This window comes from Thomasclavelia sp. (assembly GCF_047249845.1).
Classification (GTDB): domain Bacteria; phylum Bacillota_I; class Bacilli_A; order Erysipelotrichales; family Coprobacillaceae; genus Thomasclavelia.
This window is the reverse complement of record NZ_JBKTWO010000007.1, coordinates 17,260-42,794: the sequence shown is the minus strand read 5'-3', so window position 1 is coordinate 42,794 and position 25,535 is coordinate 17,260. Positions and strand designations below refer to the sequence as shown.

28 protein-coding genes, 2 pseudogenes, 1 riboswitch and 1 other annotated feature are annotated in these 25,535 nt (G+C 29.4%); of the genes and pseudogenes, 10 read left to right on the top strand and 20 right to left on the bottom strand.

Features of this window, described 5'->3' with window-relative positions:
• The 4 genes from ACLR9T_RS02995 to ACLR9T_RS02980 all read right to left on the bottom strand — a co-directional run bounded on the left by ACLR9T_RS02995 (position 1) and on the right by ACLR9T_RS02980 (position 3,802).
• Entirely contained in the window at positions 1 to 1,155 is a 1,155-nt protein-coding gene (locus ACLR9T_RS02995) for a tyrosine-type recombinase/integrase (RefSeq protein WP_413108049.1), read from the bottom strand.
• 3 nt (positions 1,156 to 1,158) lie between these two features.
• Entirely contained in the window at positions 1,159 to 1,398 is a 240-nt protein-coding gene (locus ACLR9T_RS02990) for a helix-turn-helix domain-containing protein (protein WP_029482233.1), read from the bottom strand.
• 93 nt (positions 1,399 to 1,491) lie between these two features.
• Positions 1,492 to 2,646, bottom strand: coding sequence for a MobV family relaxase (mobV, locus tag ACLR9T_RS02985; protein WP_413108048.1), 1,155 nt, complete (start codon positions 2,644 to 2,646; stop codon positions 1,492 to 1,494).
• Positions 2,647 to 2,755: 109 nt separating this feature from the next.
• Positions 2,756 to 3,802 carry an AAA family ATPase gene (locus tag ACLR9T_RS02980; protein WP_413108047.1) on the bottom strand — a complete coding sequence of 349 codons (1,047 nt, stop codon included), beginning with the start codon at positions 3,800 to 3,802 and terminating at the stop codon, positions 2,756 to 2,758.
• Positions 3,803 to 4,139: 337 nt separating this feature from the next.
• Between ACLR9T_RS02980 and ACLR9T_RS02975 the strand changes: the two genes are divergently transcribed.
• A complete protein-coding gene (locus tag ACLR9T_RS02975) occupies positions 4,140 to 4,805 on the top strand; it encodes a helix-turn-helix domain-containing protein (RefSeq protein WP_413108046.1) in 666 nt (221 codons plus the stop codon).
• Positions 4,806 to 5,172: 367 nt separating this feature from the next.
• Here ACLR9T_RS02975 and ACLR9T_RS02970 read toward each other — a convergent pair.
• The 8 genes and pseudogenes from ACLR9T_RS02970 to ACLR9T_RS02935 form a co-directional block, all read right to left on the bottom strand.
• Positions 5,173 to 5,325, bottom strand: a pseudogene (locus ACLR9T_RS02970) (amino acid--tRNA ligase-related protein); the annotation flags it as partial.
• A gap of 159 nt (positions 5,326 to 5,484) precedes the next feature.
• Positions 5,485 to 5,991 (bottom strand): Fic/DOC family protein, encoded by a 507-nt coding sequence (locus ACLR9T_RS02965; RefSeq protein ID WP_413108045.1) that lies wholly within the window; start codon positions 5,989 to 5,991, stop codon positions 5,485 to 5,487.
• 80 nt (positions 5,992 to 6,071) lie between these two features.
• Positions 6,072 to 6,245, bottom strand: a complete 174-nt coding sequence (locus ACLR9T_RS02960; RefSeq protein ID WP_413108044.1) for an antitoxin VbhA family protein — start codon at positions 6,243 to 6,245, stop codon at positions 6,072 to 6,074.
• Positions 6,246 to 6,476: 231 nt separating this feature from the next.
• Entirely contained in the window at positions 6,477 to 7,961 is a 1,485-nt protein-coding gene (gene lysS, locus ACLR9T_RS02955) for a lysine--tRNA ligase (protein WP_413108043.1), read from the bottom strand.
• 35 nt (positions 7,962 to 7,996) lie between these two features.
• Positions 7,997 to 8,232, bottom strand: a binding site (T-box leader).
• 42 nt (positions 8,233 to 8,274) lie between these two features.
• Positions 8,275 to 8,520: a helix-hairpin-helix domain-containing protein gene (locus ACLR9T_RS02950; protein ID WP_413108042.1), complete on the bottom strand. Its 246-nt coding sequence runs from the start codon at positions 8,518 to 8,520 to the stop codon at positions 8,275 to 8,277.
• 63 nt (positions 8,521 to 8,583) lie between these two features.
• Positions 8,584 to 9,867 carry an O-acetylhomoserine aminocarboxypropyltransferase/cysteine synthase family protein gene (locus ACLR9T_RS02945; protein WP_413108041.1) on the bottom strand — a complete coding sequence of 428 codons (1,284 nt, stop codon included), beginning with the start codon at positions 9,865 to 9,867 and terminating at the stop codon, positions 8,584 to 8,586.
• A 227-nt stretch (positions 9,868 to 10,094) separates the two neighbouring features.
• A complete protein-coding gene (locus tag ACLR9T_RS02940) occupies positions 10,095 to 10,220 on the bottom strand; it encodes a hypothetical protein (protein ID WP_413108040.1) in 126 nt (41 codons plus the stop codon).
• A gap of 50 nt (positions 10,221 to 10,270) precedes the next feature.
• A complete protein-coding gene (locus ACLR9T_RS02935) occupies positions 10,271 to 11,689 on the bottom strand; it encodes an NAD(P)/FAD-dependent oxidoreductase (RefSeq protein WP_413108039.1) in 1,419 nt (472 codons plus the stop codon).
• A 144-nt stretch (positions 11,690 to 11,833) separates the two neighbouring features.
• A riboswitch (TPP riboswitch) is annotated at positions 11,834 to 11,939 on the top strand.
• Positions 11,940 to 12,000: 61 nt separating this feature from the next.
• On the opposite strand from ACLR9T_RS02935, the gene thiM reads away from it, so the two are divergent.
• The 5 genes from thiM (at position 12,001) to ACLR9T_RS02910 (ending at position 16,403) form a co-directional block, all read left to right on the top strand.
• The gene (gene thiM, locus ACLR9T_RS02930) at positions 12,001 to 12,825 is read left to right on the top strand and encodes a hydroxyethylthiazole kinase (protein ID WP_413108038.1); all 825 of its coding nucleotides are present in this window, start codon (positions 12,001 to 12,003) and stop codon (positions 12,823 to 12,825) included.
• On the top strand, positions 12,812 to 13,444 hold the full coding sequence (gene thiE, locus ACLR9T_RS02925; RefSeq protein WP_413108037.1) for a thiamine phosphate synthase: 633 nt from the start codon (positions 12,812 to 12,814) through the stop codon (positions 13,442 to 13,444). Before thiM ends, thiE begins: the two co-directional genes overlap by 14 nt.
• Positions 13,437 to 14,078, top strand: coding sequence for an HAD family hydrolase (locus ACLR9T_RS02920; protein WP_413108036.1), 642 nt, complete (start codon positions 13,437 to 13,439; stop codon positions 14,076 to 14,078). The genes thiE and ACLR9T_RS02920 overlap by 8 nt, the downstream gene beginning before the upstream one ends.
• Entirely contained in the window at positions 14,078 to 14,863 is a 786-nt protein-coding gene (gene thiD, locus ACLR9T_RS02915) for a bifunctional hydroxymethylpyrimidine kinase/phosphomethylpyrimidine kinase (protein ID WP_413108035.1), read from the top strand. The genes ACLR9T_RS02920 and thiD overlap by 1 nt, the downstream gene beginning before the upstream one ends.
• A gap of 112 nt (positions 14,864 to 14,975) precedes the next feature.
• Positions 14,976 to 16,403, top strand: coding sequence for an alanine/glycine:cation symporter family protein (locus tag ACLR9T_RS02910; protein WP_413108034.1), 1,428 nt, complete (start codon positions 14,976 to 14,978; stop codon positions 16,401 to 16,403).
• 51 nt (positions 16,404 to 16,454) lie between these two features.
• Here the strand turns inward: ACLR9T_RS02910 and ACLR9T_RS02905 are convergent, their stop codons facing one another.
• A complete protein-coding gene (locus ACLR9T_RS02905; RefSeq protein ID WP_413108033.1) occupies positions 16,455 to 16,739 on the bottom strand; it encodes a hypothetical protein in 285 nt (94 codons plus the stop codon).
• 162 nt (positions 16,740 to 16,901) lie between these two features.
• Between ACLR9T_RS02905 and ACLR9T_RS02900 the strand changes: the two are divergent.
• Positions 16,902 to 17,363, top strand: a pseudogene (locus tag ACLR9T_RS02900) (TspO/MBR family protein).
• Positions 17,364 to 17,641: 278 nt separating this feature from the next.
• Here the strand turns inward: ACLR9T_RS02900 and rpsR are convergent.
• The 3 genes from rpsR to rpsF are packed head-to-tail and all read right to left on the bottom strand — an operon-like array spanning position 17,642 to position 18,660.
• Complete coding sequence (rpsR, locus tag ACLR9T_RS02895; RefSeq protein ID WP_278631951.1) at positions 17,642 to 17,872, bottom strand: 30S ribosomal protein S18; 231 nt, start codon at positions 17,870 to 17,872, stop codon at positions 17,642 to 17,644.
• Positions 17,873 to 17,889: 17 nt separating this feature from the next.
• Positions 17,890 to 18,363, bottom strand: a complete 474-nt coding sequence (gene ssb, locus ACLR9T_RS02890; protein ID WP_413108032.1) for a single-stranded DNA-binding protein — start codon at positions 18,361 to 18,363, stop codon at positions 17,890 to 17,892.
• A 15-nt stretch (positions 18,364 to 18,378) separates the two neighbouring features.
• Positions 18,379 to 18,660 (bottom strand): 30S ribosomal protein S6, encoded by a 282-nt coding sequence (gene rpsF, locus ACLR9T_RS02885; protein ID WP_413108031.1) that lies wholly within the window; start codon positions 18,658 to 18,660, stop codon positions 18,379 to 18,381.
• A 182-nt stretch (positions 18,661 to 18,842) separates the two neighbouring features.
• Here rpsF and ACLR9T_RS02880 point away from each other — a divergent pair, with 182 nt between their 5' ends.
• Positions 18,843 to 19,637 (top strand): SDR family NAD(P)-dependent oxidoreductase, encoded by a 795-nt coding sequence (locus ACLR9T_RS02880; protein ID WP_413108030.1) that lies wholly within the window; start codon positions 18,843 to 18,845, stop codon positions 19,635 to 19,637.
• 56 nt (positions 19,638 to 19,693) lie between these two features.
• Here the strand turns inward: ACLR9T_RS02880 and ACLR9T_RS02875 are convergent, their stop codons facing one another.
• From ACLR9T_RS02875 to ispD, 3 genes are all read right to left on the bottom strand, one after another.
• Complete coding sequence (locus tag ACLR9T_RS02875) at positions 19,694 to 20,167, bottom strand: hypothetical protein (RefSeq protein WP_413108029.1); 474 nt, start codon at positions 20,165 to 20,167, stop codon at positions 19,694 to 19,696.
• 15 nt (positions 20,168 to 20,182) lie between these two features.
• On the bottom strand, positions 20,183 to 21,046 hold the full coding sequence (locus ACLR9T_RS02870; protein ID WP_413108028.1) for an AraC family transcriptional regulator: 864 nt from the start codon (positions 21,044 to 21,046) through the stop codon (positions 20,183 to 20,185).
• 110 nt (positions 21,047 to 21,156) lie between these two features.
• Positions 21,157 to 21,792: a 2-C-methyl-D-erythritol 4-phosphate cytidylyltransferase gene (gene ispD / locus ACLR9T_RS02865; RefSeq protein WP_413108027.1), complete on the bottom strand. Its 636-nt coding sequence runs from the start codon at positions 21,790 to 21,792 to the stop codon at positions 21,157 to 21,159.
• 101 nt (positions 21,793 to 21,893) lie between these two features.
• Between ispD and ACLR9T_RS02860 the strand changes: the two genes are divergently transcribed.
• Positions 21,894 to 22,862, top strand: coding sequence for a Na/Pi cotransporter family protein (locus tag ACLR9T_RS02860; protein ID WP_413108097.1), 969 nt, complete (start codon positions 21,894 to 21,896; stop codon positions 22,860 to 22,862).
• Entirely contained in the window at positions 22,834 to 23,412 is a 579-nt protein-coding gene (locus ACLR9T_RS02855; protein ID WP_413108026.1) for a DedA family protein, read from the top strand. The genes ACLR9T_RS02860 and ACLR9T_RS02855 overlap by 29 nt, the downstream gene beginning before the upstream one ends.
• 70 nt (positions 23,413 to 23,482) lie before the next feature.
• Here the strand turns inward: ACLR9T_RS02855 and ACLR9T_RS02850 are convergent, their stop codons facing one another.
• Positions 23,483 to 25,474: an AAA family ATPase gene (locus ACLR9T_RS02850; RefSeq protein ID WP_413108025.1), complete on the bottom strand. Its 1,992-nt coding sequence runs from the start codon at positions 25,472 to 25,474 to the stop codon at positions 23,483 to 23,485.
• Positions 25,475 to 25,535: the final 61 nt, after the last annotated feature.

Here is a 25,535-nt window from a genome sequence, read left to right as displayed (position 1 = left end):
CTACATACCTTCCTTTCCAAACACATTTTCAATCGCTTCTACTTTGCTTGATTCTTTCACATGCGTATAAACTCTCTCAGTTAAATCAATATTTGAATGTCTAACAAGTTCCATTCTTACTCTTGGTCGAATATCATTATCTGCTAACGCTGTAGAAAAAGTATGACGTAAACAGTGATAATTAAATTCTGGGATACCCATTTCAACTGCAACACATTTGATACGATAATTCATAGAGGCTGGTAAAATCTTATTACCATGAATATCACAAATTACATTGTCATATGGATTTTTCTCAAACCAAATCTTCAAACCTTCTTTTAACTTTTCTGCCATAGGCAAGATTGCATTTGCTTTCTTTGATTTCAATCTCTTTGTATCATGTAAATCTTTCTTTCGTACACCATGATACTGCAATCTTCTTTCAATCTTAATCGTATTATTTTCTAAATCAAAGTTACTTTTCTTTAACCCTAAGGTTTCACTAATTCTAAGTCCAGTATACCAACCGATAAATAAAGCAACTGCATATGCGTAATAATTAAACTGTGTGTAATCAAAATCACGAGTATGTTTATTTACTACAATAATCTTTTGTAACATTTCATCTAACTGTTCTTTTGTAATCACAATTGTTTCCTTTTCTTCATTTTCGGTTGGTACAATGTGCAACTGTACATAAGACATAGGATTTTCTCTTATATAATCAGCACGCAAACCATACTTAAAAGTTACGTGAAATACTTTTTTAATGTTTTTTGCTGTACTTAAACCAACTTTTAAATCGTTAAAATATTTCTGGATATCTTTATATTTCAACATTCTTAATTTGCACATACCAATTGTATTTTTGATGTGTTTCTTATAGGTATTCTGATAATAAAGTTTTGTTGAATGAGCATATTTCGCAACACCTTCCACTTCCATATATTCCTCAAATACTTCATTAAAAGTAATTTCTCTATTTGCTAACACATCACCATAATCCATAAACTCTTTTCGCTTAATTGCTTCATGAGTTTGTGCATCTTTCTTTGTAGTAAATCTACCTTTAAAATATTCTCTATGAATTCCCATAGAATCAACATATGGGAAGTACACTTGATAAGTGTACCCCGACAATGCTTTCTTACTTGGTCTTTTACGAATCGACATATATTAAGCCTCCAATCTGTTTTTCACTAATCTATAAGCTTCAATTGCTTTTACACGATTAGAAACATCTAATCCAGCATAATTCTTTTGAAACTCCATAATACTTTCTTTGGTAATCATGTAATTCTTACCAGTTCTAATTGCAGGTAGAATACCAATTTCTCTTAATGTGGTAATCGTACCAATATGTGTGTGCAACATTTCTGCCACTTCTTCTTGTGTATACATTCTTAAATCCGTCATACAATAAACCTCCTAACGTAAATGTTCTTCGTTTCTCTTATGATGAATGATGACTTCATCATGTTCTTTATTATTTTTATTTAAGAAATCAATTTACTTTGAGATGGTTTCAAATACTTTTTTCACTTTGAAAACTGCCCTCTCGCAAATATCTTTTAAATCATGAATATCTATTTGATAATCATTCGCAATATACTTTCTTTTGAAAGTTTCAAATACCTTTGATAAACCGACCATCTCAATAAATGTTTCAAACAGATGTTTTTCTTGTTTTAATTTATCAATCTTATTAGTCGCTATATGATTGTTTTCTCTAAGTTTATAATTATCATATTTATAATCATCAATCTCTTTTTCAAGTGAATCAATAGACGAATACAAATTATCAATTACTTGCTCTTTCTCTTTTAACTGTTTCGCCAAAGGCATTTTACGATAACTATCAAGTTGTTCTTTTTGAACAACAACCAATTGACCTAAAGATATATTATCTGCTTGTAATACTTTATTTTGATATTTAAACTCATCAATCACTTCATTACTTTTCTTTAATGATTTTGTTTTTTCCAATAATCCTGATGCCTCAAAGTCAATCTTCTCTGCTTGTGTAACTACTTCTTGACTTGCTTTGATATGATTTGTGATATTCGCTATACTCTTTTTGAAGTTTAAATCTTCATGTTGTTTTAATTCTTTAACCGTTCTGTTTCCATTGATTGTTGCTTCATTTAGAATTTCTGGTGTATATCCAAGTTTCTCTTTTAAATATTGTTGTAGTGCTGGATGAAACTTCTTCAATTCAGATCTACAAATTATTGTTTTGCAATTTAGTTTTTCAACTCCATCAATTTCACTGACAGGAACGAAACTAAAATGAATATGTGGTGTTTTCTCATCTTTGTGTACCCATGCACCAACTACATTTTTAACACCATATCTTTCTTTTAAAAATTCATAAGTGAATTCAAAGAAATGATCTTCATCTTGTTCAAGTACATTCTTTGGTAAAGTGACAATCCAATCTACCATCACTTTTATATCTTTACGATTGATATGTTTCACTTCACTTAGTCGTTGCTTAATAAATTGCTCTGATGTTAAAGGCTGTAATTCACTTGCCAGATTATAATTCAAATATTTTCTACTCATATCAATATCTTCATTGGATAACTGATGTCCATCTCGACGTTCATAATGAATGGCTAGACCTGTAATATCACTTCGCATATACTTTTCAACGTGCGCCATTTACATCACACTCCTTAAAACAAAAGCTCCCAGCAGGGCAAGTTTCCAAAAGCCACGCATTTTGGTATAACTTGCTACACCATATTTTTTTGGTGTTGCTTTTGATTTTTTAATCTTGAATTTTAATCTGTTCAATGGACACTTCGGACACTTTAAAGCATATACGTTCGCAACTGTCCAACTGTCCCAAATCATACGTTTTTCCTTCGTATCGAACTAAAATAAATCTTTTTCCTGACTTACCCTTTTCAAAGTGAATATAATTTTGTTCAAGAATTTCTTTGTGTTTTACTATATACTTAAACAAGGAAAAAGGATTGACTTCCATTTTAGTTTCATTTACAACTTCTTGTGCTGTACCTTTAATTTCTTTGCTTTCTCTAGAAACTACTGCGTTGATTAAGTTTAAAATATTTCTTGGAATTTCCTCCGTTCCATCTTCTTCATCATCTCCAAGAATCCAATTAATATCATCAACATCTTTCTTAATTGGAATACTATCCTTTTTATGTCTTAAGATAAATTCTAGTGTTCCTGTTTTAGAAAACTCTGTTGCTACATTGATAATAATTGTACTAGTAGTTGCACCAGTCATTGCTTTAGAACCAATTAACTTATCTTGCCCAGTTGCTTCACCTTTCTTTGTATGATGTAAGATTATACAAACTAATCCTCTTTCTACAATGAAATCTCTTAAGTCTTTAATAACTGGATATAATTTTTGATAACTTTGATCTTCTTCAATAAATTCATCTAGCCCAATAAATGAATCAATAATCACTAATATATAATTTTCTAAATCCTCTATTTCATATTTTAATTCATTTTTAATATTGCGAATACTAGATGCATCTTCCCCAAATACATATCTAATATTAGGTGTTCCAGCAAATTTTAGGGCTAGTATTCGATCTTTCGTTTCAAAATCATAGTTATCATTATCAAAATAAATAACCTTGCCTTTTCTATTCACTCTTCCTAAATATTCTATACCAGTTGCTACTGCATTGGCTAATGATGTTGCAATCATTGTTTTTCCGACTTTACTTGTTGCACCTAGAATATACAATCCACTTCTAAGTAACCCACCGAAAATACCTTTATCAACATCTTTAAAATCTTTTTTTAATAATTCTTCTTGTGTATAACTTGGCATTTTTAAATCTCCTTTCATAAATGATAGAAAGAAGAACCAAAATTTGATATAATTCTAAATGAAAGAAAAATACCTAAGGGTTCTTCTTTCGGTTGGTGGTTAATTAGCAAGTTTACCAGACGTGGCTAATTAACCTTTTTATTTTCAATCTCTAATACAATCATAAGCATCACTCCTATCTGTAAACTATTTGCACATATTCTTTGTACTTTTAGTTTACAACTATAATATATAACAAGTTTAAACTATTTGCAACAATTTATTTGCATTTATTTAATTTGGTGTTTATTTTCCATTTCAATGATGTTATAATCAACATATAAAGGATGTGAATATAATGAGCTATGCAACATTTATGCAAAATTTAATAGACAATTCAGACATGTCGCTTGATGAATTAGCAAACAAGTTAGATATGACTACTGTCGCAATTCGTAAGATACTTGCTGATAATGTTAAAAATCCAAGTATGCAAACAATACATAAACTAGCTGAAATATTAGAAGTTCAACCAATTGATATTGCTGAACAAATACTGTGCATAATACCTACTGAAAAAGATGGATTAACCCCTGATGAAATCAATAAAATTTCCGTATATCAAAGATACTTGTGTTATTTATATCTTAATGGATATAATGTAATCTTTAATCCTTCATATACTACATTAGATGGTTCGCAAATGATTTTTTCTGGTATTGCTACTAAAAAACGTGAGCCTAATAATAAAATCTTAGTTGATTCATTTCATGCTAGATGTAATATTAAAGACGGAGAGAACTTAAATCAAAGAACTGTAGCTGATTTCATAGCACCATTCTTCATGTTTGATAAAATCAATGAATTCAAACGTGTTGATATTGTTGTTGATGAAATAAATCAAGCAATAGAAATGTTTATCGGACTTTTTGCAGGTCATAAATTACCATTAAAATTCAATTTAAATATTGTTGAATTTGATGTAAAGAATGGTACAGTTACTAGAACAGTATCACTTACATAACAAATACATAGGTTGAAGGTTACCATAAGGTAGCCTTTTTTAGTACGTACTTTAGTCAGTGCTTTACTCAGTACTCTTATACTCACATATAAAAACTTTCTAATATTGTACTCAATGAGTTCAATATTCTTTCCATCATAATTTCCCACGCAGTGAATAGAAAATTTTTTATTTGTTTTAATCGTTTTGAATTGTTGCCACACTGTGGCAACAATCTTTATTTATTTTCCCACCTCACATTCTTGACAGTTTTTTGACAGTTTTCTTTTTGAAATCACTCCTTTCCCACACAAAGCAAAAAGCCCGTAAAATCGCAATTTATACGATTATAACGAGCTTTTTCAATCTCTATTCACTTGTAATTATCTTACTTGTTTTTCATATGAGGGAAAAGGATCACTTCACGGATCGATTCTTGTCCAGTTAATAACATCACAAGTCGATCAATACCCATTCCCATACCACCTGTTGGTGGTAGTCCATACTCTAATGCCTCTACATAATCTAAATCCATTTCGTTTAGACACAACTTAAAACACATGTTTTTATATGTATTTATGTATCTTTTTATACCCTTAAAATATAGATTTTACATATAATAATCTATAAAAATACATAAACTGTGTCCATTTATGCGTCCACCATGAATGTTTAATTCTCTTTTAACTAAATCAATATATTACTTTGAAACCACTGTTAACAGCTGTTTTTTTAATATTCTATTTTTTACATACTTATCAATATAATCTATTTGCTTGCTAGAATCTATTTTATGAATATTCTTTTCAAATAAAACTCTTATCATTTCTTCGTGACCATTATTTATCATATGACTAGCTTCAATCATATCATCTGCAGTTATACTCACAAAACTAAGTTCATATCCATTAATTCTTGCGATCATATTTATAAATTCCCTTTGTGATCGACCATTCCCCTCACGAAATGGATGCAGAGCATTTATATCACCAAATAAAGATGTTAATCCGTCAATTAAAGTATCAAATGAAGAATTAATCATATAATTTTTGTTTCTAAGTTTACCAAACACATCACTTGCATAACTATCTATAAATTGTGATAGACAAAATAAATCCTTCTTTGCAATGTTAGATGTTCTCGTTTTACCTGCCCAATCATATAAGTCTTGAAACAAATATTTATGAATAGCTTTTAAAGGTTTCATCTTTAATATTTAATTTATTAATTAAGACATCACAACCTGGATAGCAGTAGTTAGAACTGTACTCATAGCTATATTTATATTTATCCATTTGAAAGAGCAATCTCCTTAAAAATGCGTTGTCTTTCAAAATCAAAAGTTGATTCTCCTTCTAAGCATCTTCTAAGCATTTCTAAGTCATCAGCCGTCAAAGGCATACCCTCAAGACGCATTGTCGCATTGACTTCATCTATGATTTTTCTCGTTTCTTCACTCATACAAAGACACTCCTTTCAGGCTTATTTTCTATTAATATTATATCATATTTAGCAATTCATTTCACCATAATCAAGTTGTAGTTAATATAATTTTATTATATTCATAATTGTATGTTTTATACACATAACTCCTTAGTACTTATTCTAAAATGTTAGTCTAAAAAAATTGATATTAACCAAAAAATCATTAAAAAACACAGTATATTTTACAAAGTACACTGTGTATAATAATTATTTATTTTTCATGTGCGGGAATAGAATCACTTCACGGATAGATTCTTGCCCAGTTAACAACATAACAAGTCTATCAATACCCATTCCCATACCACCTGTTGGTGGTAAACCATATTCTAAAGCCTCTACATAATCTAAATCCATTTCATTTGCTTCATCATTACCTAATTCTTTTTCTTTCAATTGATTAGCAAATCTTTCATATTGATCAATTGGATCATTTAATTCAGTAAATGCATTAGCATATTCATTACCACAGATAAATAATTCAAAACGTTGTGTAAAACGTGGATCATCTAAATTCTTCTTTGCCAGTGGTGAAATCTCAATTGGATGACCATAGACAAATGTCGGTTCAATAATTGTTTCTTCAACATATTTTTCAAAGAATTCATTGATAATATGACCATAGCCAAAATGAGGTTCTACCTCAATATGATGCTCTTCTGCTAATTTCTTAGCATCATCAAAGCTTAATTGATCAGCAAAATCAATTCCTGTTTTTTCTTTAATTGCATCTGTCATTGAAATACGTTTAAATCCTGGTGCTAAAGAAATCTTATTTCCCTTATATTCTAACTCATATGTACCACAAACTTCATTAGCTGCATTTGAAATAATTCCTTCAGTTAAATCCATCATCCCTTCAAGGTCACTAAAGGCTTTATAAACTTCAATTGTTGTAAATTCAGGATTATGTGTTCTATCCATTCCTTCATTTCTGAATAAACGTCCAATTTCATAAACCGCATCCATACCACCAATAATTAATCTCTTTAATCCTAATTCAGTTGCAATACGTAAATAAAAATTCATATCCAAAGCATTATGATGAGTAACAAAAGGTCTCGCACTGGCACCACCTAAAATTGGATTTAATACAGGTGTTTCTACCTCAACATAGCCTTGATTATCTAGATAATGTTGAATAGAACGAATTATTTTTGGTCTTGCAAAAGCAATTTTACGAGCTTCTTCATTCATGATTAAATCAACATATCTTCTTCTATAACGTTCTTCAACATCACTTAATCCATGATATTTTTCTGGTAAAGGACGTAAAGCCTTAGTTAAATGAGTATACTCTTCAACCTTAATAGAACATTCCCCTGTATTTGTCATAAATACGGTTCCTTTTACACCAACGATATCTCCAATATCACCTTTTTTGATAATTTCATAAACATCTTCACCGACTGCATCCTTACGTACATATAACTGGATTTGACCATCTCGATCTTGAATATGCATGAAGCACACTTTCCCTTTGCGACGCTTTGTCATAATTCTTCCAGCGACTTTAACCTCAACAGCCATTTCTTCTAATTCTTCATGCGTCTTATCACCGTAAGTTTCCTTAATTTCTTTTGAATATGCAGTAACATCAAACCGTTGTCCAAAAGGATCAATTCCCTTATCTACTAGCTCTTGTAATTTTTCACGGCGAACTAACTCTTGTTCGCTAAACTTTCTTTCTTCCATTTTTTCCTCCTAAAATATAAAAAACTCTCATCCGCTAAAGGGACGAGAGTATCGTGGTACCACCCTAATTCGTTAATAAGTCACCTTATTAACCTCAACAACTATCAAATAATAGTTTTGCCTGTAACGTGGCCTACGTTATCTAATCAATTCAAATATCCTAGATACAGCTCCTAGTCTTTCTTCATTATATTCCACATTATCTCTTTCCACCTACCGAGACTCTCTAAAATGCAGCAAATACAACTACTCTTCTATTCATCGCCTTTATTTATCGTTGTAATCTTAACTTATCTAATCATACTTGTCAATATCAATCTTTCCAATACCACCATTTTAATTTATCAGGATCAGGATTAGGAGTATTTGCATAGTATACTATCATACGGTACATATATAATTGACAACGATCGATACTTTTTTTTCTTATTACACTTTCCTTTTTATACATTAATTCTGGATCAGCACCTTTTAAGGATTCTAAAGTATTATAACCAATCAATTTTAACGATGCTTCTGTTGCTCTACCAACATAAGGTATTTTTATAAGCTCACTCATTATGTATCACCTCAGCTTCATTATACCTCATAAATTCTTATAATAGATAGCACAACCACTTGATCATATATAATTAAAAGCATTTTCTATATCTTCTATCAAATCATCAATATGCTCTAAACCAATCGATAATCTAATTGTATTAGGCTTAATTCCTGAATCCTTTAACTCAGTCTCGTTCATTTGAGAATGAGTAGTTGATGCTGGATGTATCACTAATGATTTAGCATCTGCAACATTTGCTAGAAGAGAAAAAATCTCTAAATTATCAATAAACCTCTTCGCATCATCTTCATCACCTGCTATTTCAAATGTAAATATAGAACCAGCATCATTTGGAAAATATTGTTGATATAGGTTATTATAAATACTGTCATTTAGTGAGGGATGGTTGACTTTAGCAACCTTTGGATGTTTATTTAAATATTTAACAACTTTTAAAGCATTTTCAACATGCCGTTCAACCCTTAAAGACAAAGTTTCTAATCCCTGCAATAATAGAAATGCATTAAACGGAGATATACTGGCACCCTTATCTCTTAAAACCACTGCTCTAATTCTTGTTACAAATGCCGCTGCTCCTGCCACCTTAGAAAATACTGCTCCATGATAGCTAGGATCAGGTTCACTTAATTGCGGGAATTTTCCTGAAACGGTCCAATCAAAGTTACCTGAATCAATAATTACCCCACCTAAAGTTGTTCCATGTCCACCAATAAATTTTGTTGCAGAATGAATCACAATGTCAGCACCATGTTCAATTGGTCTGAATAAATAAGGTGTTCCAAATGTATTATCAACGATTAATGGTATACCATGTTCATGAGCAATCTTACTCACTGCTTCAACATCAATTAGACTTGAATTAGGATTACCTAATGATTCAACAAAAATTGCTTTAGTATTTTCTTGCAATGCATTTTTAAAATTCTCTGGTTGATCACCATCAACAAATGTTGTACTAACTCCATAATTAGTTAGAGTATGTGCTAATAAATTATATGTTCCTCCATAAATTTGTTTAGATGCAATAATATGATCACCTGATCGGGTAATATTTTCAATTGCATAAGTTACTGCTGCTGCTCCTGATGCTAGAGCTAAAGCTGCTACTCCACCTTCTAATGCTGCTATTCTCTGTTCAAAAATATCTTCAGTTGGATTAGTCAAGCGTCCATAAATGTTACCGGCATCACTTAATTCAAACCGAGAAGCGGCATGGTCACAGTTATCAAAAACATAAGCTGCCGTTTGATATATTGGTACAGCTCTAGCCCCAGTTGGATCAGTTGTTTCTTGACCTACATGTAATTGTTTTGTTTCAAATCTTAAATTTTTTTTACTCATTTTTCTTCCCTCTTTTCTTAATGTTTGTTATTTATAGATTATAAAGAACAATACATTCGTCCATTACGGAAGTTATTTCTAAGTAGTTCTAGAAGCTCAAAATCCATCTTTCTCCTCCTTAACCTACTGTTATAGTATGAATAGAGTATACTAAAGTATCATTTACTCGTCAATAAAAAAATAAAAATAGGTTATAAAATATAACCTATTTACAAATAAATCATCTATTATACATCGATATCAACTGATTTTAAAGTCGGAGAAATCACATCAATATAATTACTAATTTCAATCTTATCTGCAGTAATTTTAGGAGTATTAATTACTTTACCAAAAGCGTTTTCTCCTTTCACAAACAATCACTTAAATATATAGCTATAGTTATATTATAACAAATTAATTACTATTTTAAACAATCAATAATATGTCTTGCAACAATAATCCCGTTTGCACCAGCCTGCGCCAACCCTCTAGTTAAGCCAGCACCATCACCTGCTACATATAAATCATCAATTTCACACTCAAAGCCTTCTTTTACCTTAGGACGAGCAGAGTAAAATTTAGCTTCAACTCCATATAATAAAGTATGTTCATTAGCAATTCCTGGTGTAACATTATCTAATGCTTCGATCATCTCAATAATTGATTTCATCGTATTATATGGTAATACCAGTCCTAAATCACCTGGAACTGCCTCAGCTAATGTAGGAACTGTATATCCTTCTTTTAAACGCTTATATGTAGTTCTACGTCCCCTTTTAATATCACCATATCTTTGAACAATCACACTACCATTAGATAATTTATTAGCCAAACGACTTACCTCATGAGCAAACTCATTAGGCTGATTAAACGGTTCACTAAAAGTATGTGATACTAGTAGAGCAAAATTAGTATTTTTGCTACCTAATTTAGGATCATGAAACGCGTGACCATTTGCCAGCATAGTACCACTATGATTTTCAATTACTACATGTCCTGAAGGATTTGAACAAAAAGTTCTTACTTTTGTCCCAACGCTAGTATTGTAAATAAACTTTCCTTCATATAAATTATTATTAATTTCTTCCATTACTATATTACTTGTTTCAACTCGTACTCCAATATCAACTTGATTATTATACAATTCTAATCCATGTTGTTTAAGTACCTTTGTTAACCAAGCTGAGCCATCTCTTCCAGGTGCCAAAACAATTTTTTTAGCATTTATAATATTTCCATTTTCTAAAACTATCCCTGTAGCATGTCCATCTTTCACGACAACTTCTTTAACCGCTGTTCTAAATGCTACATCAATATGCTGTTTTAATTCATTAGACATTTCTGTCATAATACGTAAGTTTTCTTCAGTTCCTAAATGTCTTACTTTAGCTCTTAGCATTTTTAAACCAACTGCATATCCACGATGTTCAATATCCTTAACTTTATCTGTTGTAGGATCAGTAATATCTTTAGTTGCTCCATGCTTTAAATATAAATTATCAACATAACTAATAACATCTTCAACTTCATCATTAGATAAATAATCAGTTAACCAGCCACCAAATTCACTGGTGATATTAAATTTCCCATCAGAATAAGCTCCTGCTCCTCCAAAACCAGAAGTAATTGAACAAGCAGGTAAACACCCAGGTTCACCATTTTTAATAATTGGACAAGTTTTGATTTTTTTTTCTTTAATTGGGCAACGACGATTCATAACATCTTGCCCTTTATCTATAAGCAATACTTTCAATTCTGGTTGTTTTAAATATAATTCGTAGCATGCCATAATCCCTGCAGGACCAGCACCAACAACCACAACATCATAATTTTCTTTCATTCTATCGCTCCGTTCTGAGTTTTATCGCAAACCCTATTAATTATACTCTATAACATTTAAAAATTCAATTCTTTCTATCATTATCAGCAAATTTTACAATTTTATAACTTATATTGCTCAAATACTCTAATAGTGTTATGATATAAAAGAAATCACGGGAGTCTGTAAACAGGCTGAGAGGAAGTTGTGAACTTCGACCGATTACCTGATTTGGATAATGCCAACGTAGGGAACATAGCTGCTTATTAAAGTATAGAGAATATGTTTCTTTGGCATATTCTCTTTTTGTTTAAAAGAAAGTGAGGAAGAAAATGTTTGAAAATATTTTAAATGAAATAAAAATAAGAAACCCATTAGTTCATTGTATTACAAATTACGTTACTGTTAATGATTGTGCAAATGCTATTCTAGCAGTTAACGGGAGACCTATTATGGCAGATGATATCAATGAAGTAGAAGATATTACAACAATCTGTAATTCATTAGTAATCAATATTGGTACTTTAAATGAACGAACTATTTTTTCAATGATTAAAGCTGGTAAGATAGCAAATCAGTTAAATCACCCTATTATTTTTGATCCAGTCGGTGCTGGAGCTAGCAGGTTTCGTACTGATACCGCTAAAAAATTATTAAAAAATGTTAGATTTAATGTAATTAGAGGTAACATTTCTGAAATAAAAGCATTAGCTACAAATATGTCCACTACCCAAGGAGTTGATGCCAATATTAATGACATTGTTACAAAAGATAATATTAATGAGGTAATAAAATTTGCAAAAAATTTTAGTCAAAAAACAGGGGCCATTATTGCCATTACTGGAGCTATTGACATTATTGCATCAAAAGATAAAGCCTATGCTATATATAATGGATGTGAAACAATGTCTAAAATTACAGGAACTGGATGTATGCTTACTTCAATTCTTGGAGCTTTTTTAGCAGTTGGTCAAAGCTCACCATTAGAAACTACTGCTTATACTGTTGCGTTGATGGGTTATTGTGGTGAAATCGCTAGTCAAAAAATTAGAGATCGTGATGAAGGCACTAGTAGTTTTAGAACCTATTTAATTGATGCTTTAAGCACTGTTAAATATAACACATTTAAAGCAGGTGTTAAAATTGAAGTTATATAGAGATATGTTGAAATTATATCTTGTTACTGATCGCCAATGGCTTAATGGTCGTAAACTTACTGATGATCTAGAAAAAGCTATTTTAGGCGGTGTAACAATTATTCAATTACGAGAAAAAAACTTAACCAATGAAGAATTTATAAATATTGCTAAGGATGTAAAAAAACTTTGTCAGAAATATGATATACCTTTAATTATTAATGATAATCTTGAAGTTGCTTTAGCTGTGGATAGTGATGGTATTCATATTGGTCAAGATGATTTACCTGCTTTAATTGTTCGCAAACAAATTGGAACTAATAAGATTTTAGGTGTTTCAGTTCATAATCTTGAAGAGGCTCTTCAAGCTAAACGTGATGGCGCTGACTATGTAGGTGTTGGGGCTATATTCCCTACTGAAACTAAAAATGATGCAACTAATATAACATTAGATAAGTTACAGGAAATATGCAGCAACATTGATATTCCTGTAGTTGCAATTGGAGGAATTACTATAGATAATGTTTCCAAGTTAAAAAATATTAATATTGCAGGTGTAGCTGTCGTTTCTGCGATTATGAAAGCAAATGATATTATAACTAACACCAATCAACTAGTAAGGATGTTAGGATATGATTAAAGGATATATTATTGATATGGATGGAACTCTCCTTGATTCTATGGAGATATGGGAAAATGCTGCTATAACATTTTTAAAGAATAAAGGTATTATTGTTGATAATGAACTAAAAAATATTTTAGCTCCGTTATCAATTAAAGAAGCTATTAACTACATAAAAAAAAGGTACTATTTAAGTGAAAGCTTGACTGAGATTCAAAATTTAGTGTTAGACTTAATCGAATATCAATATTTAAATGAAGCCAATTTAAAATCTGGTGTTAGAGAGTTTATTAAAAAATGTGTCTTATTAAATAAAAAATTATGTTTGTTAACTGCTAATCAACGAGATTTAACAATTAAAATCTTAACAAAGCATAAATTAATAGACTATTTTAATCAAATTATCACATGTGATGATACTTCTCTAACTAAACAAAATCCTGATATTTACAAGTATGCAGCAAAACAATTAAATTTAAAAATTAATGAATGTATCGTTATTGAAGATGCTTTACATGCAATAAATACAGCTAAAAAAGCCGGATTTATTGTTTGGGGTGTTGCTGATCAGAGTAATTTAAAAGATTGGATAAAAATTAAATCTATAAGTGACTTAACATTTAAAAACATAAAATATATGGAGGTCCTATAATGAAAAAAGTATTAACAATTGCTGGAACAGATCCTACTGGTGGAGCTGGTATACAAGCTGATTTAAAAACAATGACGGCTCATAAAGTATATGGAATGAGTATAATTACTGCATTAGTTGCTCAAAATACGACTGGTGTTCGTGATATTATGGAAGTTACCCCCGAATTTTTAAATGAACAATTTAATTGTGTTTTTGAAGATATTTATCCTGAGGCTATTAAAATCGGAATGGTCTCAAGTCCTTCCTTAATTAAAACTATTGTCACAAAACTAAAACAATATACTGTAAAAAATATTGTTGTTGATCCTGTTATGGTCTCGACTAGTGGATCTCAATTACTGGCAGATAGTGCATTAAAACTTTTAAAAGAATCACTTATCCCCCTTGCTAGTATTATTACTCCTAACATTCCTGAAGCTCAGGTTCTAGCTGATATGATAATAGATAGTAAAAAGAAAATGCTCGAAGCAGCAAAAAAAATAAGTACCTTTTATAATGGTTATATTTTAATAAAGGGTGGACATTTTGAAAATAAGGCTGATGACTTACTTTATTACCAAGGAAATATTACATGGTTAGAAAGTGAAAAAATTAATAACCCTAATACTCATGGTACTGGCTGTACTCTTTCCTCAGCAATTGCAGCAAATTTAGCAATTGGATATTCAATGATTGATAGTGTTGCTAGAGCTAAAGAGTATATTACTGGTGCATTAAATGCAAATCTTGATTTAGGAAAAGGTAGCGGTCCATTAAATCACTGTTGGAATATGTTAGAATAATCTTAATGTATTCAATGCAATACAATTTTTGACACCTTGAATTAAAAATGATAACATAGAGTAGCACAAATAAATTATCATTGTGTAATAAAATTATAAAGGATGTGAATCTGTGTTTTCGATTCAAGAAATACTTGGATTATTAAATGAATTTTTATATAGTAATATTTTAATCGCATTACTGATCGTGGCTGGTTTATATTTTACTATTCGTAGTAAATTTGTACAATTCAGACTATTACCAGAAGGAATCCGCTTATTAAAAGAAAAATCCCATCATGATAATGGTGTTTCTTCTTTTCAAGCTTTAATGATTTCTACTGCTTCTAGAGTTGGAACTGGAAATATTGCTGGTGTTGCAACTGCATTAGCAGCTGGTGGGGCTGGATCTATTTTTTGGATGTGGATCATTGCTTTGATTGGTGGAGCTAGTGCTTTTGTTGAATCAACTTTGGCTCAGGTTTATAAAGAAAAAGATGGTGATTCATTTAGAGGAGGCCCTGCTTATTATATAGAAAAAGCAATTGGTAAAAGATGGCTAGGAATAATCTTTTCCTGCTTATTAATCGCCTGTTTTATATTTGGATTCAATCCCTTACAAGCATACAATGTTAGCAGTGCAGTTGAATATTATTTTGCAAATAATGAAGCTGTTGCTTTAATTATTGGTGCTGTTTTAGCAATAGCTACCGCTGCTGTTATTTTTGGAGGAGTTCATCGTATTGGTATTATTAGTTCAAAAATAGTACCTGTAATGGCTATTTTATATATTCTATTAGGTTTATACATAACTTTTAGTAATATTGATAAGTTACCATTGATTTTTAATAATATCTTTACACAAGCATTTGATTTTAAAGCTATTGCAGGGGGATTTGCAGGTTCATGTGTTATGCACGGGATTAAACGCGGATTATTCTCTAATGAAGCAGGGATGGGTTCTGCACCAAATGCAGGAGCAACAGCTGATGTTTCTCATCCCGTTAAACAAGGATTAGTTCAAACTATTTCAGTTTTTATTGATACTATGTTAATTTGTTCTACCACAGCTTTTATGTTATTATGCTATGGAGTTGATTCTGGATTGACTGGTATGCCATTTGTTCAACAAGCAATTTCTTCAAGTGTAGGTGAATATGGGATTCATTTTATAACAATATCAATTTTTCTATTTGCATTTTCTTCATTGATTGGAAATTATTGTTATGCTGAAAGTAACTTTAAATTTATAATTGATAATAAAAAAGCTTTATTTATCTTTAGAATTATAACTGTTATAGTTATTTTTTGGGGTGCTCAGGCTAGTTTTAATACTATTTGGGATCTTGCTGATGTATTAATGGGATTCATGGCTATTATGAATATTGTTGTGATTTTATTGCTTGGTAAAATAGCATTTAAATGTTTAAATGATTATATGGAACAAAAAAAAGCTGGTAAAGACCCTATTTTTTATCCAGAAAAACTAGGTATAGAAAATGCTGATTTTTGGCATGTAATTGATGAGGAATATGAAGATATTTATTCTAATATAAAGTAATATACAAAAAAGCTATACTAATAATCTTATTAACTAGTATAGTTTTTTATTTTAATCTTTTTTAACTTTTTTTAAATCATTTTCTAATTTAACTATTTTACTTTTAATAATATCTATTTCTTGAACAATTTTTGCAGTATCTTCATCAAATACATTATCTTTACAAATCATATCATAATAAACTTTACCTAATTCAATAAATTGTTCATCCAAATCTGATTGTGCACTTTTAATACTAATCTTCAATTTAGCTGTATCTGCTAATTCAGAAGACTTTTCAATTGTTTTCTCAGTAAATTTAGCTGCCTTTTTACTTAAATCATCAAACAATGCCATAAATATACCTCCATATAATAAATTTATTCAATAATATATTTATTATTATATACTATCCCCTCTCCTAATTACATTATAACAAATATTAAAGAATATTTCCTTTAATATATAAAACATCATAAAAGATTAACTTTTATCATACCTTATTAAAGAGGTGATTTTTTGAAAATACAACCAAAAAAACTCTTTATTTGTATTGCTATTCCACTTACAGTCGGTGTTGTTTCAGCTCTTTTGAGTCAAAATCAAATGATAACATTTGAAAATCTTCAAAAACCTTCTTTATCTCCACCTGGATGGCTGTTTCCTATAGTATGGACGATTATATATATATTAATAGGAATAGCCTCGTATTTTGTCTGGATATCTAATAAACGTAATCAAACTGCTTTAACTGTATATATTATCCAGCTTTTCTTTAACTTTTTTTGGTCAATTATCTTCTTTAATTTAGAGTTATATTTAATTGCGTTTATTTGGCTCGTAATATTATGGCTGTTAATTTTAACAACAACAATATTATTTTATTAAATTGAAAAAATATCCGGTTATTTGATGATTCCATATTTATTATGGGTAACTTTTGCAGGATATCTAAATTTATCAATTTATCTCTTAAATTAAATGATAAAAAAACAACCTACATATTAAAGGTTGTTTTTGTTATAGATAATTTAGTTTTTAATAATTTATAAATTAAAATCTTATTTTTTACTAGTCATTTTACAAAAACATCTCTAATTATAAGATTTTAAATTCATTTCTTATATAATTGTACACTTTATATAAAAAAACAATTTAATAAACTCATTTAAATATTTTTTATTAATCTAATCTTATACACAATTATTATCTTATAAACATAAAAAAACTCCCAATAAATCGAGAGTTCAGTTTATAGATTATTCACCTACATATGGTAATAAAGCCATTTGGCGAGCACGTTTAATAGCAGTAGCTAACATTCTTTGATATTTAGCACTAGTACCTGTTACACGTCTAGGAATAATTTTTCCATTAGCTGATACAAATCTTTTTAATAATTCAACATCTTTATAATCAATGTAAGTAATGTTATTTTTTGTGAAGTAGCAAACTTTTTTTCTACCCATTCTTTGTTTTCTGAATGCCATTTTAAAAACTCCTTTCTTTAAAACTGAATATCATCTTCCATGATATCATATGTATTAAGCGAATTATCAAATTCTTTTTCTAATTCTACTGTTTTCATATCATAGAAATTATCATTATTTTGTGGTTGCTGCATTTGCATTTGAGGTTGTGATTGTGTTCTTTCACGAGCAGCTCTAGTTTCTAAAAACTGTACGCTATCACAAATCACCTCAACTACATATACCTTTTGTCCTTGAGCATTATCATAGCTGCGAGTTTGAATTCTTCCTTCAACTCCAACCAAACTTCCTTTAGAACAATATCTTTCTACATTCTCAGCTGGTTTACGCCAAACAACACAGTTAATAAAATCAGCTTGTTGTTGACCATCTCTAGATGTGAAGTTACGATTTACTGCTAAAGTAAATGAAGTAACAGCATCTCCCTGAGGTGTTCTTCTAAGCTCAGGATCTCTAGTCATTCGCCCAACTAAGACTACTCTATTTATCATTTAACATGCCTCCTACTATTTACGAAGCGTTAAATGACGTAACATAGATGTATTAATGTTTGATAAACGTTCAAACTCAGCAACATCTGCAGGTGTACAAGTTGCATTTACAACTACATAGTAACCTTTTTTGTAATCCTCGATTTCATATGCTAAATCTCGTAATCCCCATTCATCAGCGCTATCAATAGTCCCATCGTTAGCTGTTAAAATTCCTTTAAAGCTTTCGATTAATTTATTTCTAGCATCTTCTTCAACATCAGGTTTTACAATAAACATAATCTCATATTTGTTCATTTCTATACCTCCTATGGTCTATTGGCTTATCTCTTGTAAGATAAGCAGGCAAGTAAATTAATATTTTTACATGCTAAGATATAATAGCACAACATCCTTAACAAAGCAATAATTTCTTTGATTTTATCACTGTTTTGTTTAAAAAAATATATCTGGCTATAATTATTATATGGAGGAAAAATATGCGTTTAGAAAATAAAGTTATTTTAGTTACAGCTTCCACTCGTGGGATTGGTTTAGCAATCGTAAAAAACTGTGCAAAAGAAGGTGCGATTGTATATATGGCTGCGCGTAATTTAGAACGCGCTAATTTAATAGCTCAAGAGTTAAACAATAGTGGTTATAATGTTAAAGTTGTATATAATGATGCCAATAAACAAGGAACTTATATAACAATGATTGATGAGGTAATTAAAGGCGAAGGAAAAATTGATGTTTTAGTAAATAATTTTGGTACTTCAAATCCTAAAATTGATTTAAATATTGAACATACTAAATATGATGATTTTATTAACATTATCAATATGAACATCAGTAGTGTATTTATTGCAAGTCAGTATGCTATTAAATATATGAAAGAAAATGGCGGAAGTATTATTAATATCAGCTCAATTAGTGGAATAATTCCTGATATATCCCAAATTGCTTATGGTGTATCAAAAGCATCGATTAATTATTTAACTAAAGAAATTGCTGGTCAAACTGCTTCTTATAATATTCGATGTAATGCCATACTTCCTGGTATGACTGCAACTGATGCCGTAAATAATAACTTAACTTCTGTTTTTAAAGATTTCTTTTTAAGACACTCTCCGATTAAAAGAATGGCTTCTCCCGAAGAAATAGCTAATGCTGTTATATATTTTGCTAGTGACGAATCTGCTTTCACCACTGGTCAAATTTTAGCGATCCATGGTGGGTTTGGTATGGTTACCCCCTTATATGCTGATATGATTGAAAAACAGAACAAACGATGAATTTATACATTAAAAACACCACATTAACAAACGTGGTGTTTTATAAACTATAAAGTTTATACTCGATAAGTTAATTCCTGTTCTAAAAATTGTTTAATATAAAAATTATTTTCAATATTTAAAGTTGGCATAAACGCCATATACCTACACTTTTGATATATCTGATCATCTAATATAAAACTATATCCTTTAACACACTTAGGATTACAGTCATTTGGATTAACCAATCTTTTACATACAGAAGATTTTTTTATATCCTTTTTCATTTTATTTGGTAAAGTATTTAATAACCCTTGATATTTATTAATATTTTCTGGATAAATACGTAGTTTAACTCCAGATTTACGAATCACAAATGAAGCTAATGTCCTTTTATTATCTTTTAAAATATATGAAACAAGATATCCACTTTTAGCAGACTTTATATCACATTTACAATTATTATTAATTAAATAATCATTTAAATCTTTGACAAAATCTCGATTTTCTTCATCTATATATTCAAGAAATAACTTAAATTTATCTTCCACATCTAATTCTCCTTCTTATCTTTCTTCTAAAATTGGTATCCAAATTTGACTTAAATAATTTTGGTCATATATATTTCCATTACTATACCATTCAAATTCTGGACATTTAGCATGTTTAAACGGATACTTTATTATCCATTCCTCATTCAGAAATTTCCAGCCGCTTTGAATCGCCTTAGGCATAGCGCCTCGACAATCAAAAATAGCCCATGTAACTTCTGGAATAATATATTCAACAAATCCCTGTAACAATTTTTGACTAGATATTACCATGATAGAATACTCAATCTCATTGAAATATTTATCATATTTACCAAACATCCCAAACATTCCCTTAGGATTACCTTCATCCATTGAAACCAATTGAAAAAAGGTTCCATCCTTTTGAATATCACTCCAAAATTTTAATATTTCTTTATGATGAACATTATCTGTACATGAAACTTTAATACTTTTTCCAATTAAACGAAATGACTTTTTACTTTCAAGCCTCCATGTATATTTCTGCTTATCAATAAGATTCATTTTAGGATACACTTGTAACTCAACATCATTTTCACGAGCTTGTTTAGGAGAAACGCCATGAAACTGTTGAAAAGCTTTTGTAAAAGATGTTGGTGATTCATAACCATATTTATAACTTAAATCAACCACTTTAATATCTGTACTTTTTAAATCATATCCTGCCAATGTTAATTTTCTATAACGAATATATTCAGCAAAACTTATTCCATTCATATAGGAAAAAACTTTTTGAAAAAAACTAAATGAACACCCAGCTATTAAAGATATTTCTTCTACATTGATAGGCTCTTCTTTTCTTTGTAAATGGTTTTCTATATAATCGACAATTTGTTGTAGTTTTTCATTCCACTCCATTGAATCCCTCTTTCTGAATCTTTATTTATTTTAACATCTATAAATGATAGTTTCATCTTATTTTTAGTACCGGTTGGATAGCATTAAAAAAGACACTTTAAAATGTCTTTTTATAAATCATCAGGAGTAGTTATCTTAATATTATCGTAACTTCCCATAACAGTTCTTATCTCAGTATTTTTAAATTTTTCTACTAACGATGTATCATCCGTTGCTAAAAAACCACTATCCTTACCTAATTGATAACATTCTTTAATTAAACTAGTTTTAAAAGCCTGTGGTGTTTGGGCTTGCATCAACATTGATCTAGGTAAAGTTTCTACTACCTTTCCATCTTGACATATTTTTATTGTATCTTTAACAGGTACTGTTAATAAACAAGCGTCATTACTTTCTAAACATTTCAACAAGTCATTTACATTTTCAATTTTTAAATATGGTCTAGCCCCATCATGAATTAAAACATAATCTTGATTCACTACTTGTAAACCATTATAAACACTATCCTGTCGCTCTTTACCACCAAAAATATATTCTATTTTATCTGATACAATTAATTTTTTTAATTCACTAACTTCTTCTTTTTTGGTAACCACAATAATTTGTTTACAACGTTTATCATTCAAAAACAACTCCATTGTCATCTCATATACAGTTTTATCTTTAAAACTGTATAACATTTTATTGTAATTCAACCCACTTCTAGTCCCTTTACCAGCACATAATACAACTACACTATAATTCATTATTTCACATCCTTTTATTTATTGTATCATCTTATGATTATCTTGAAAATAAACATTATTTATTAATTTATTAATATACTTATTAATAAGGATGTGATTTTATTATTAAAAATATAATTGGATTTATATTGAGTTTAGGTGTTTTTTTATACGGTATGCATCTGATGTCATCAAGTCTTGATACTCTAGCAACAAACAAATTAAAAAATATTCTTCATAAACTAACATCAAACAAATATCTTGGTGTATTAATAGGGACAGCAATAACTGCAATTATTCATAGTTCTTCTGCTACAACTGTTATTCTTATTGGATTATTGAACAGTCATCTCATTACTTTAAATCAAGCTACATGGATTATTTTAGGAGCTAATATTGGAACTACAGTCACTGGTTTAATGATAGCTTTAGATTTAGGACAATCTGCTATTTATTTTTGTGGAATAGGTCTAATTTTAATGTTATCAAAAAATAAATTAACTTATTTGGGTAGAGTCATTATGGCTTTAGGATTAATTTTTTTAGCAATGGATTCTATGTCAGTTGCTCTTACCCCGCTTCAAAGTTCACCATACTTCATTGAACTATTTGCAAAACTAAGTAATCCCCTTACAGCAATAATTGCCGGAACTGTATTTACTGCTATTATTCAAAGTTCAACTGCTTCTGTAGGGGTATTACAAACAATTTATCAAAAAGGATTAATCAGCTTTGCTATGGCTACTAATGTTATTTATGGTCAAAATATCGGTACTTGTATTACAGCTTTATTAGCATCTATAAATGGAGATCGTAACTCTAAACGTCTTACAGTTATTCATATTTTAATAAATGTACTTGGTACAATTGTTTTTGTAGGCGCTTCTTACTTTATACCATTTGTTAAGTTTATTAGCTCTTTAACACCTAATTATATGATGCAAATAGCCTACATGCATACTTTTTTCAATATAGTGTCAACAATAATATTATTACCATTTGATAATACTTTGATATATCTTGCATATAAAATAATTCCAATATCTAGAAAAGAGGGATATAATGCTAACAAGTATCCTTGCTCTAATTAATTTATATGGATATAAAGCCATTTTCATTTTAATTACAATTGAAAATATATTTCCTCCTATACCATGTGAAGTAATCTTAACTTTTGGCGGCTTTTTAACTACTATAAGTTCATTGCAACCGTATGGTATTATAATCGTTGCAACTCTAGCTTCATATTTAGGTGCTGTTATCCTTTACTTTATGGGTTATTTAATTAAAATTGATTATATCAAAATAATATTATTAAAATGTCATTTTAAAGAAAATGATTTTGATCGTTCAGTTAAGTGGTTTGATAAATATAGTAGTTTCGCTGTCTTATTAGGTCGTTTAGTTCCTATTATCCGTTCAGTTATTTCGATTCCTGCAGGAATAACCAAAATGAACTTCTTTAGTTTCTCAGTTTATACTCTACTTGGAACAATTATTTGGAATACAATATTAGTATTTTTAGGAATTTTATTGGGTAATAATTGGATCTTAATTAGTAAATATCTCAAACAATATGCTATAGTTATTGGAATTGTTTTTTTAACAATTATACTGATAAAGAAACGAAAGCATTTATAAGCTTTCGTTTCTTTATTAAATTTAAGTAATAAAAGAAACATAGACTTATCAATATGTCTATGTTTTATTATCACGCTTTAGCTTTACTTTGAAAATACTTATTTGCTTTCTTAATAATACCTCGTCCTTGTTGTTTTGTATCATAGTCTTTTAAAATATTATTAATATCTTCTTCTTTAACTTCGTGATGAATATTTTTTCGAATAATTTTCTTCAAATCTGTTTTAGTAAGATTTTTAAAGTTAATTATTTCATCTACACGACCTAATAATTCCTCACTAAAACCATAATTACTTTTTTTAGATACTGTGTTCTTTTTAAAGCCAAGATTACTTCTAGTACTTCCTCGATTAGTAGTCATAATGATAATAGTATTATTGAAATACACTTTTCTTTTATGACTATCTTCTAAATATCCTTCATCAAATACTTGCAAAAACAAATTAATAACATCCTGACTAGCTTTATCAATCTCATCTAATAGAATTATACTCTTAGGATATGTTTGTAACTGTGCTAATAATAAACTTGGTTTATCATAGCCAACATATCCTGGCGCTGCCCCAATAATTTTTTGTACGCTACTACTATCCTTATACTCGCTCATATCTAAACGAATTAGTCTTCTTGATAAGTGTTTTGCTAACTGTTTTGCCATTTCACTTTTGCCTACTCCACTGCTGCCCGTAAAAAGCATTATTGCTGCAGGTTGACTTAAAGATTTATTTATCTTTAATTGGTTAATTATTTGTTCAACCGCTTCACTTTGTCCAATTACTTGATTGTTTAATTTTACTTTAATTTCATCGAAGTCATAATTATCGTTTATTTTAATAGAAGTATATTCTTCAATTACATCTTTTACTATTTGTTTAGTAATAATATGTTGTTGTTTAAATCTTGTTTTTACACAAGCAAGATCAAAGATATCAATTGCTTTATCTGGAAAAGTTCTATTTTTAATATAATGATCAACATTATCTACTAAATATCTTAATACTTCATCATCAATTTCAATTTTATGAAATTGTTCATAAAATAATTTAGTTTCTCTTAAAATATCAAATGTTTCATCTTTTGTATTTTCTTTAAGTGTGATTACACTAAAGCGTCGATTCATTGCCTGATCTTTTTCAAAATGCTGATAATATTCTTCAGTAGTAGTTGCTCCAATAATTGTAAGGTCTTTTCTAGCTAAATAAGGTTTTAAAATATTTGCTGCATCTATCGCTCCTTCTGCCCCTCCGGCTCCAATTATGTTATGAATTTCATCAATAAAAATAATCACATTATCCATTTCTTTTACTTTATCAATTATTTTTCTTAATTTTTCTTCAAATTCACCACGATATTTTGTTCCTGCAACAATACTAGATAAACTTAACTCATATATAATTTTTTTCTTTAAACCATCATTAACCTGTTTTTGATTAATTAAATACGCTAATTTTTCAACTAAAGCAGATTTTCCTACACCAGCATCACCAATAATCAGTGCATTATTTTTTTCTTTCTTACTTAAGATCATACATAACTTTTCTAATTCATTTTGCCTTCCAACAATTAATTTTTCGCCCTTTTTAACCTTTTTGTTGAGGTTTACCAATGATTGAATTTGATCTAATTTAGTCTCTAACTCACTACTTTCATTTAACTGATAAATAATGTCTTCAAAATCCACCTGGTATTTTTTTAATAACTCATATGCTACACTTTCTTCACTTTTTAATAATGAAATCGTCAAAATATTTAAAGTAACTTTACTTTTATTTTGTTCATTAGTGATTTCAACTGCAGTTTCTAAAATATTTTTTACAGCTTCACTATACTCCATATAAAAAGGTTGATCATCATTTGTCCCAAACAACCTTTTTATATCTTCATATATACACTTATCATTAACATTATATTTCTTAACTAATTCTTTTAACTTTGAATCACTTATTTTTAATAACGATAATAACAGATGTTCACTACCAACATTATTATGACCTAAATCAAAAGCAATACTTTCACCTACAACAATTGCTTTTTGGGCTTGTTCATCAAATTTTGTTAACATGTTTCACCTCTAATTTTATTATATGTTTAACACATTAAATTATTAACGAATCAGTTTATTT

Coding starts and splice junctions, on each gene's coding strand:
- ACLR9T_RS02990 (WP_029482233.1), bottom strand. CDS start 1,398: ATGACGGATTTAAGAATGTATACACAAGAAGAAGTGGCAGAAATGTTG.
- ACLR9T_RS02950 (WP_413108042.1), bottom strand. CDS start 8,520: ATGAGTGAGCTTATAAAAATACCTTATGTTGGTAGAGCAACAGAAGCA.
- ACLR9T_RS02975 (WP_413108046.1), top strand. CDS start 4,140: ATGAGCTATGCAACATTTATGCAAAATTTAATAGACAATTCAGACATG.
- lysS (WP_413108043.1), bottom strand. CDS start 7,961: ATGGAAGAAAGAAAGTTTAGCGAACAAGAGTTAGTTCGCCGTGAAAAA.
- ACLR9T_RS02980 (WP_413108047.1), bottom strand. CDS start 3,802: ATGCCAAGTTATACACAAGAAGAATTATTAAAAAAAGATTTTAAAGAT.
- thiD (WP_413108035.1), top strand. CDS start 14,078: ATGAAAAAAGTATTAACAATTGCTGGAACAGATCCTACTGGTGGAGCT.
- ACLR9T_RS02870 (WP_413108028.1), bottom strand. CDS start 21,046: ATGGAGTGGAATGAAAAACTACAACAAATTGTCGATTATATAGAAAAC.
- rpsR (WP_278631951.1), bottom strand. CDS start 17,872: ATGGCATTCAGAAAACAAAGAATGGGTAGAAAAAAAGTTTGCTACTTC.
- ACLR9T_RS02965 (WP_413108045.1), bottom strand. CDS start 5,991: ATGAAACCTTTAAAAGCTATTCATAAATATTTGTTTCAAGACTTATAT.
- ACLR9T_RS02880 (WP_413108030.1), top strand. CDS start 18,843: ATGCGTTTAGAAAATAAAGTTATTTTAGTTACAGCTTCCACTCGTGGG.
- ACLR9T_RS02960 (WP_413108044.1), bottom strand. CDS start 6,245: ATGAGTGAAGAAACGAGAAAAATCATAGATGAAGTCAATGCGACAATG.
- ACLR9T_RS02855 (WP_413108026.1), top strand. CDS start 22,834: ATGCTAACAAGTATCCTTGCTCTAATTAATTTATATGGATATAAAGCC.
- ACLR9T_RS02905 (WP_413108033.1), bottom strand. CDS start 16,739: ATGGCATTGTTTGATGATTTAAGTAAAAAGGCAGCTAAATTTACTGAG.
- ssb (WP_413108032.1), bottom strand. CDS start 18,363: ATGATAAATAGAGTAGTCTTAGTTGGGCGAATGACTAGAGATCCTGAG.
- ispD (WP_413108027.1), bottom strand. CDS start 21,792: ATGAATTATAGTGTAGTTGTATTATGTGCTGGTAAAGGGACTAGAAGT.
- ACLR9T_RS02850 (WP_413108025.1), bottom strand. CDS start 25,474: ATGTTAACAAAATTTGATGAACAAGCCCAAAAAGCAATTGTTGTAGGT.
- ACLR9T_RS02945 (WP_413108041.1), bottom strand. CDS start 9,867: ATGAGTAAAAAAAATTTAAGATTTGAAACAAAACAATTACATGTAGGT.
- ACLR9T_RS02920 (WP_413108036.1), top strand. CDS start 13,437: ATGATTAAAGGATATATTATTGATATGGATGGAACTCTCCTTGATTCT.
- ACLR9T_RS02995 (WP_413108049.1), bottom strand. CDS start 1,155: ATGTCGATTCGTAAAAGACCAAGTAAGAAAGCATTGTCGGGGTACACT.
- mobV (WP_413108048.1), bottom strand. CDS start 2,646: ATGGCGCACGTTGAAAAGTATATGCGAAGTGATATTACAGGTCTAGCC.
- rpsF (WP_413108031.1), bottom strand. CDS start 18,660: ATGAACAAATATGAGATTATGTTTATTGTAAAACCTGATGTTGAAGAA.
- ACLR9T_RS02935 (WP_413108039.1), bottom strand. CDS start 11,689: ATGAAAGAAAATTATGATGTTGTGGTTGTTGGTGCTGGTCCTGCAGGG.
- thiM (WP_413108038.1), top strand. CDS start 12,001: ATGTTTGAAAATATTTTAAATGAAATAAAAATAAGAAACCCATTAGTT.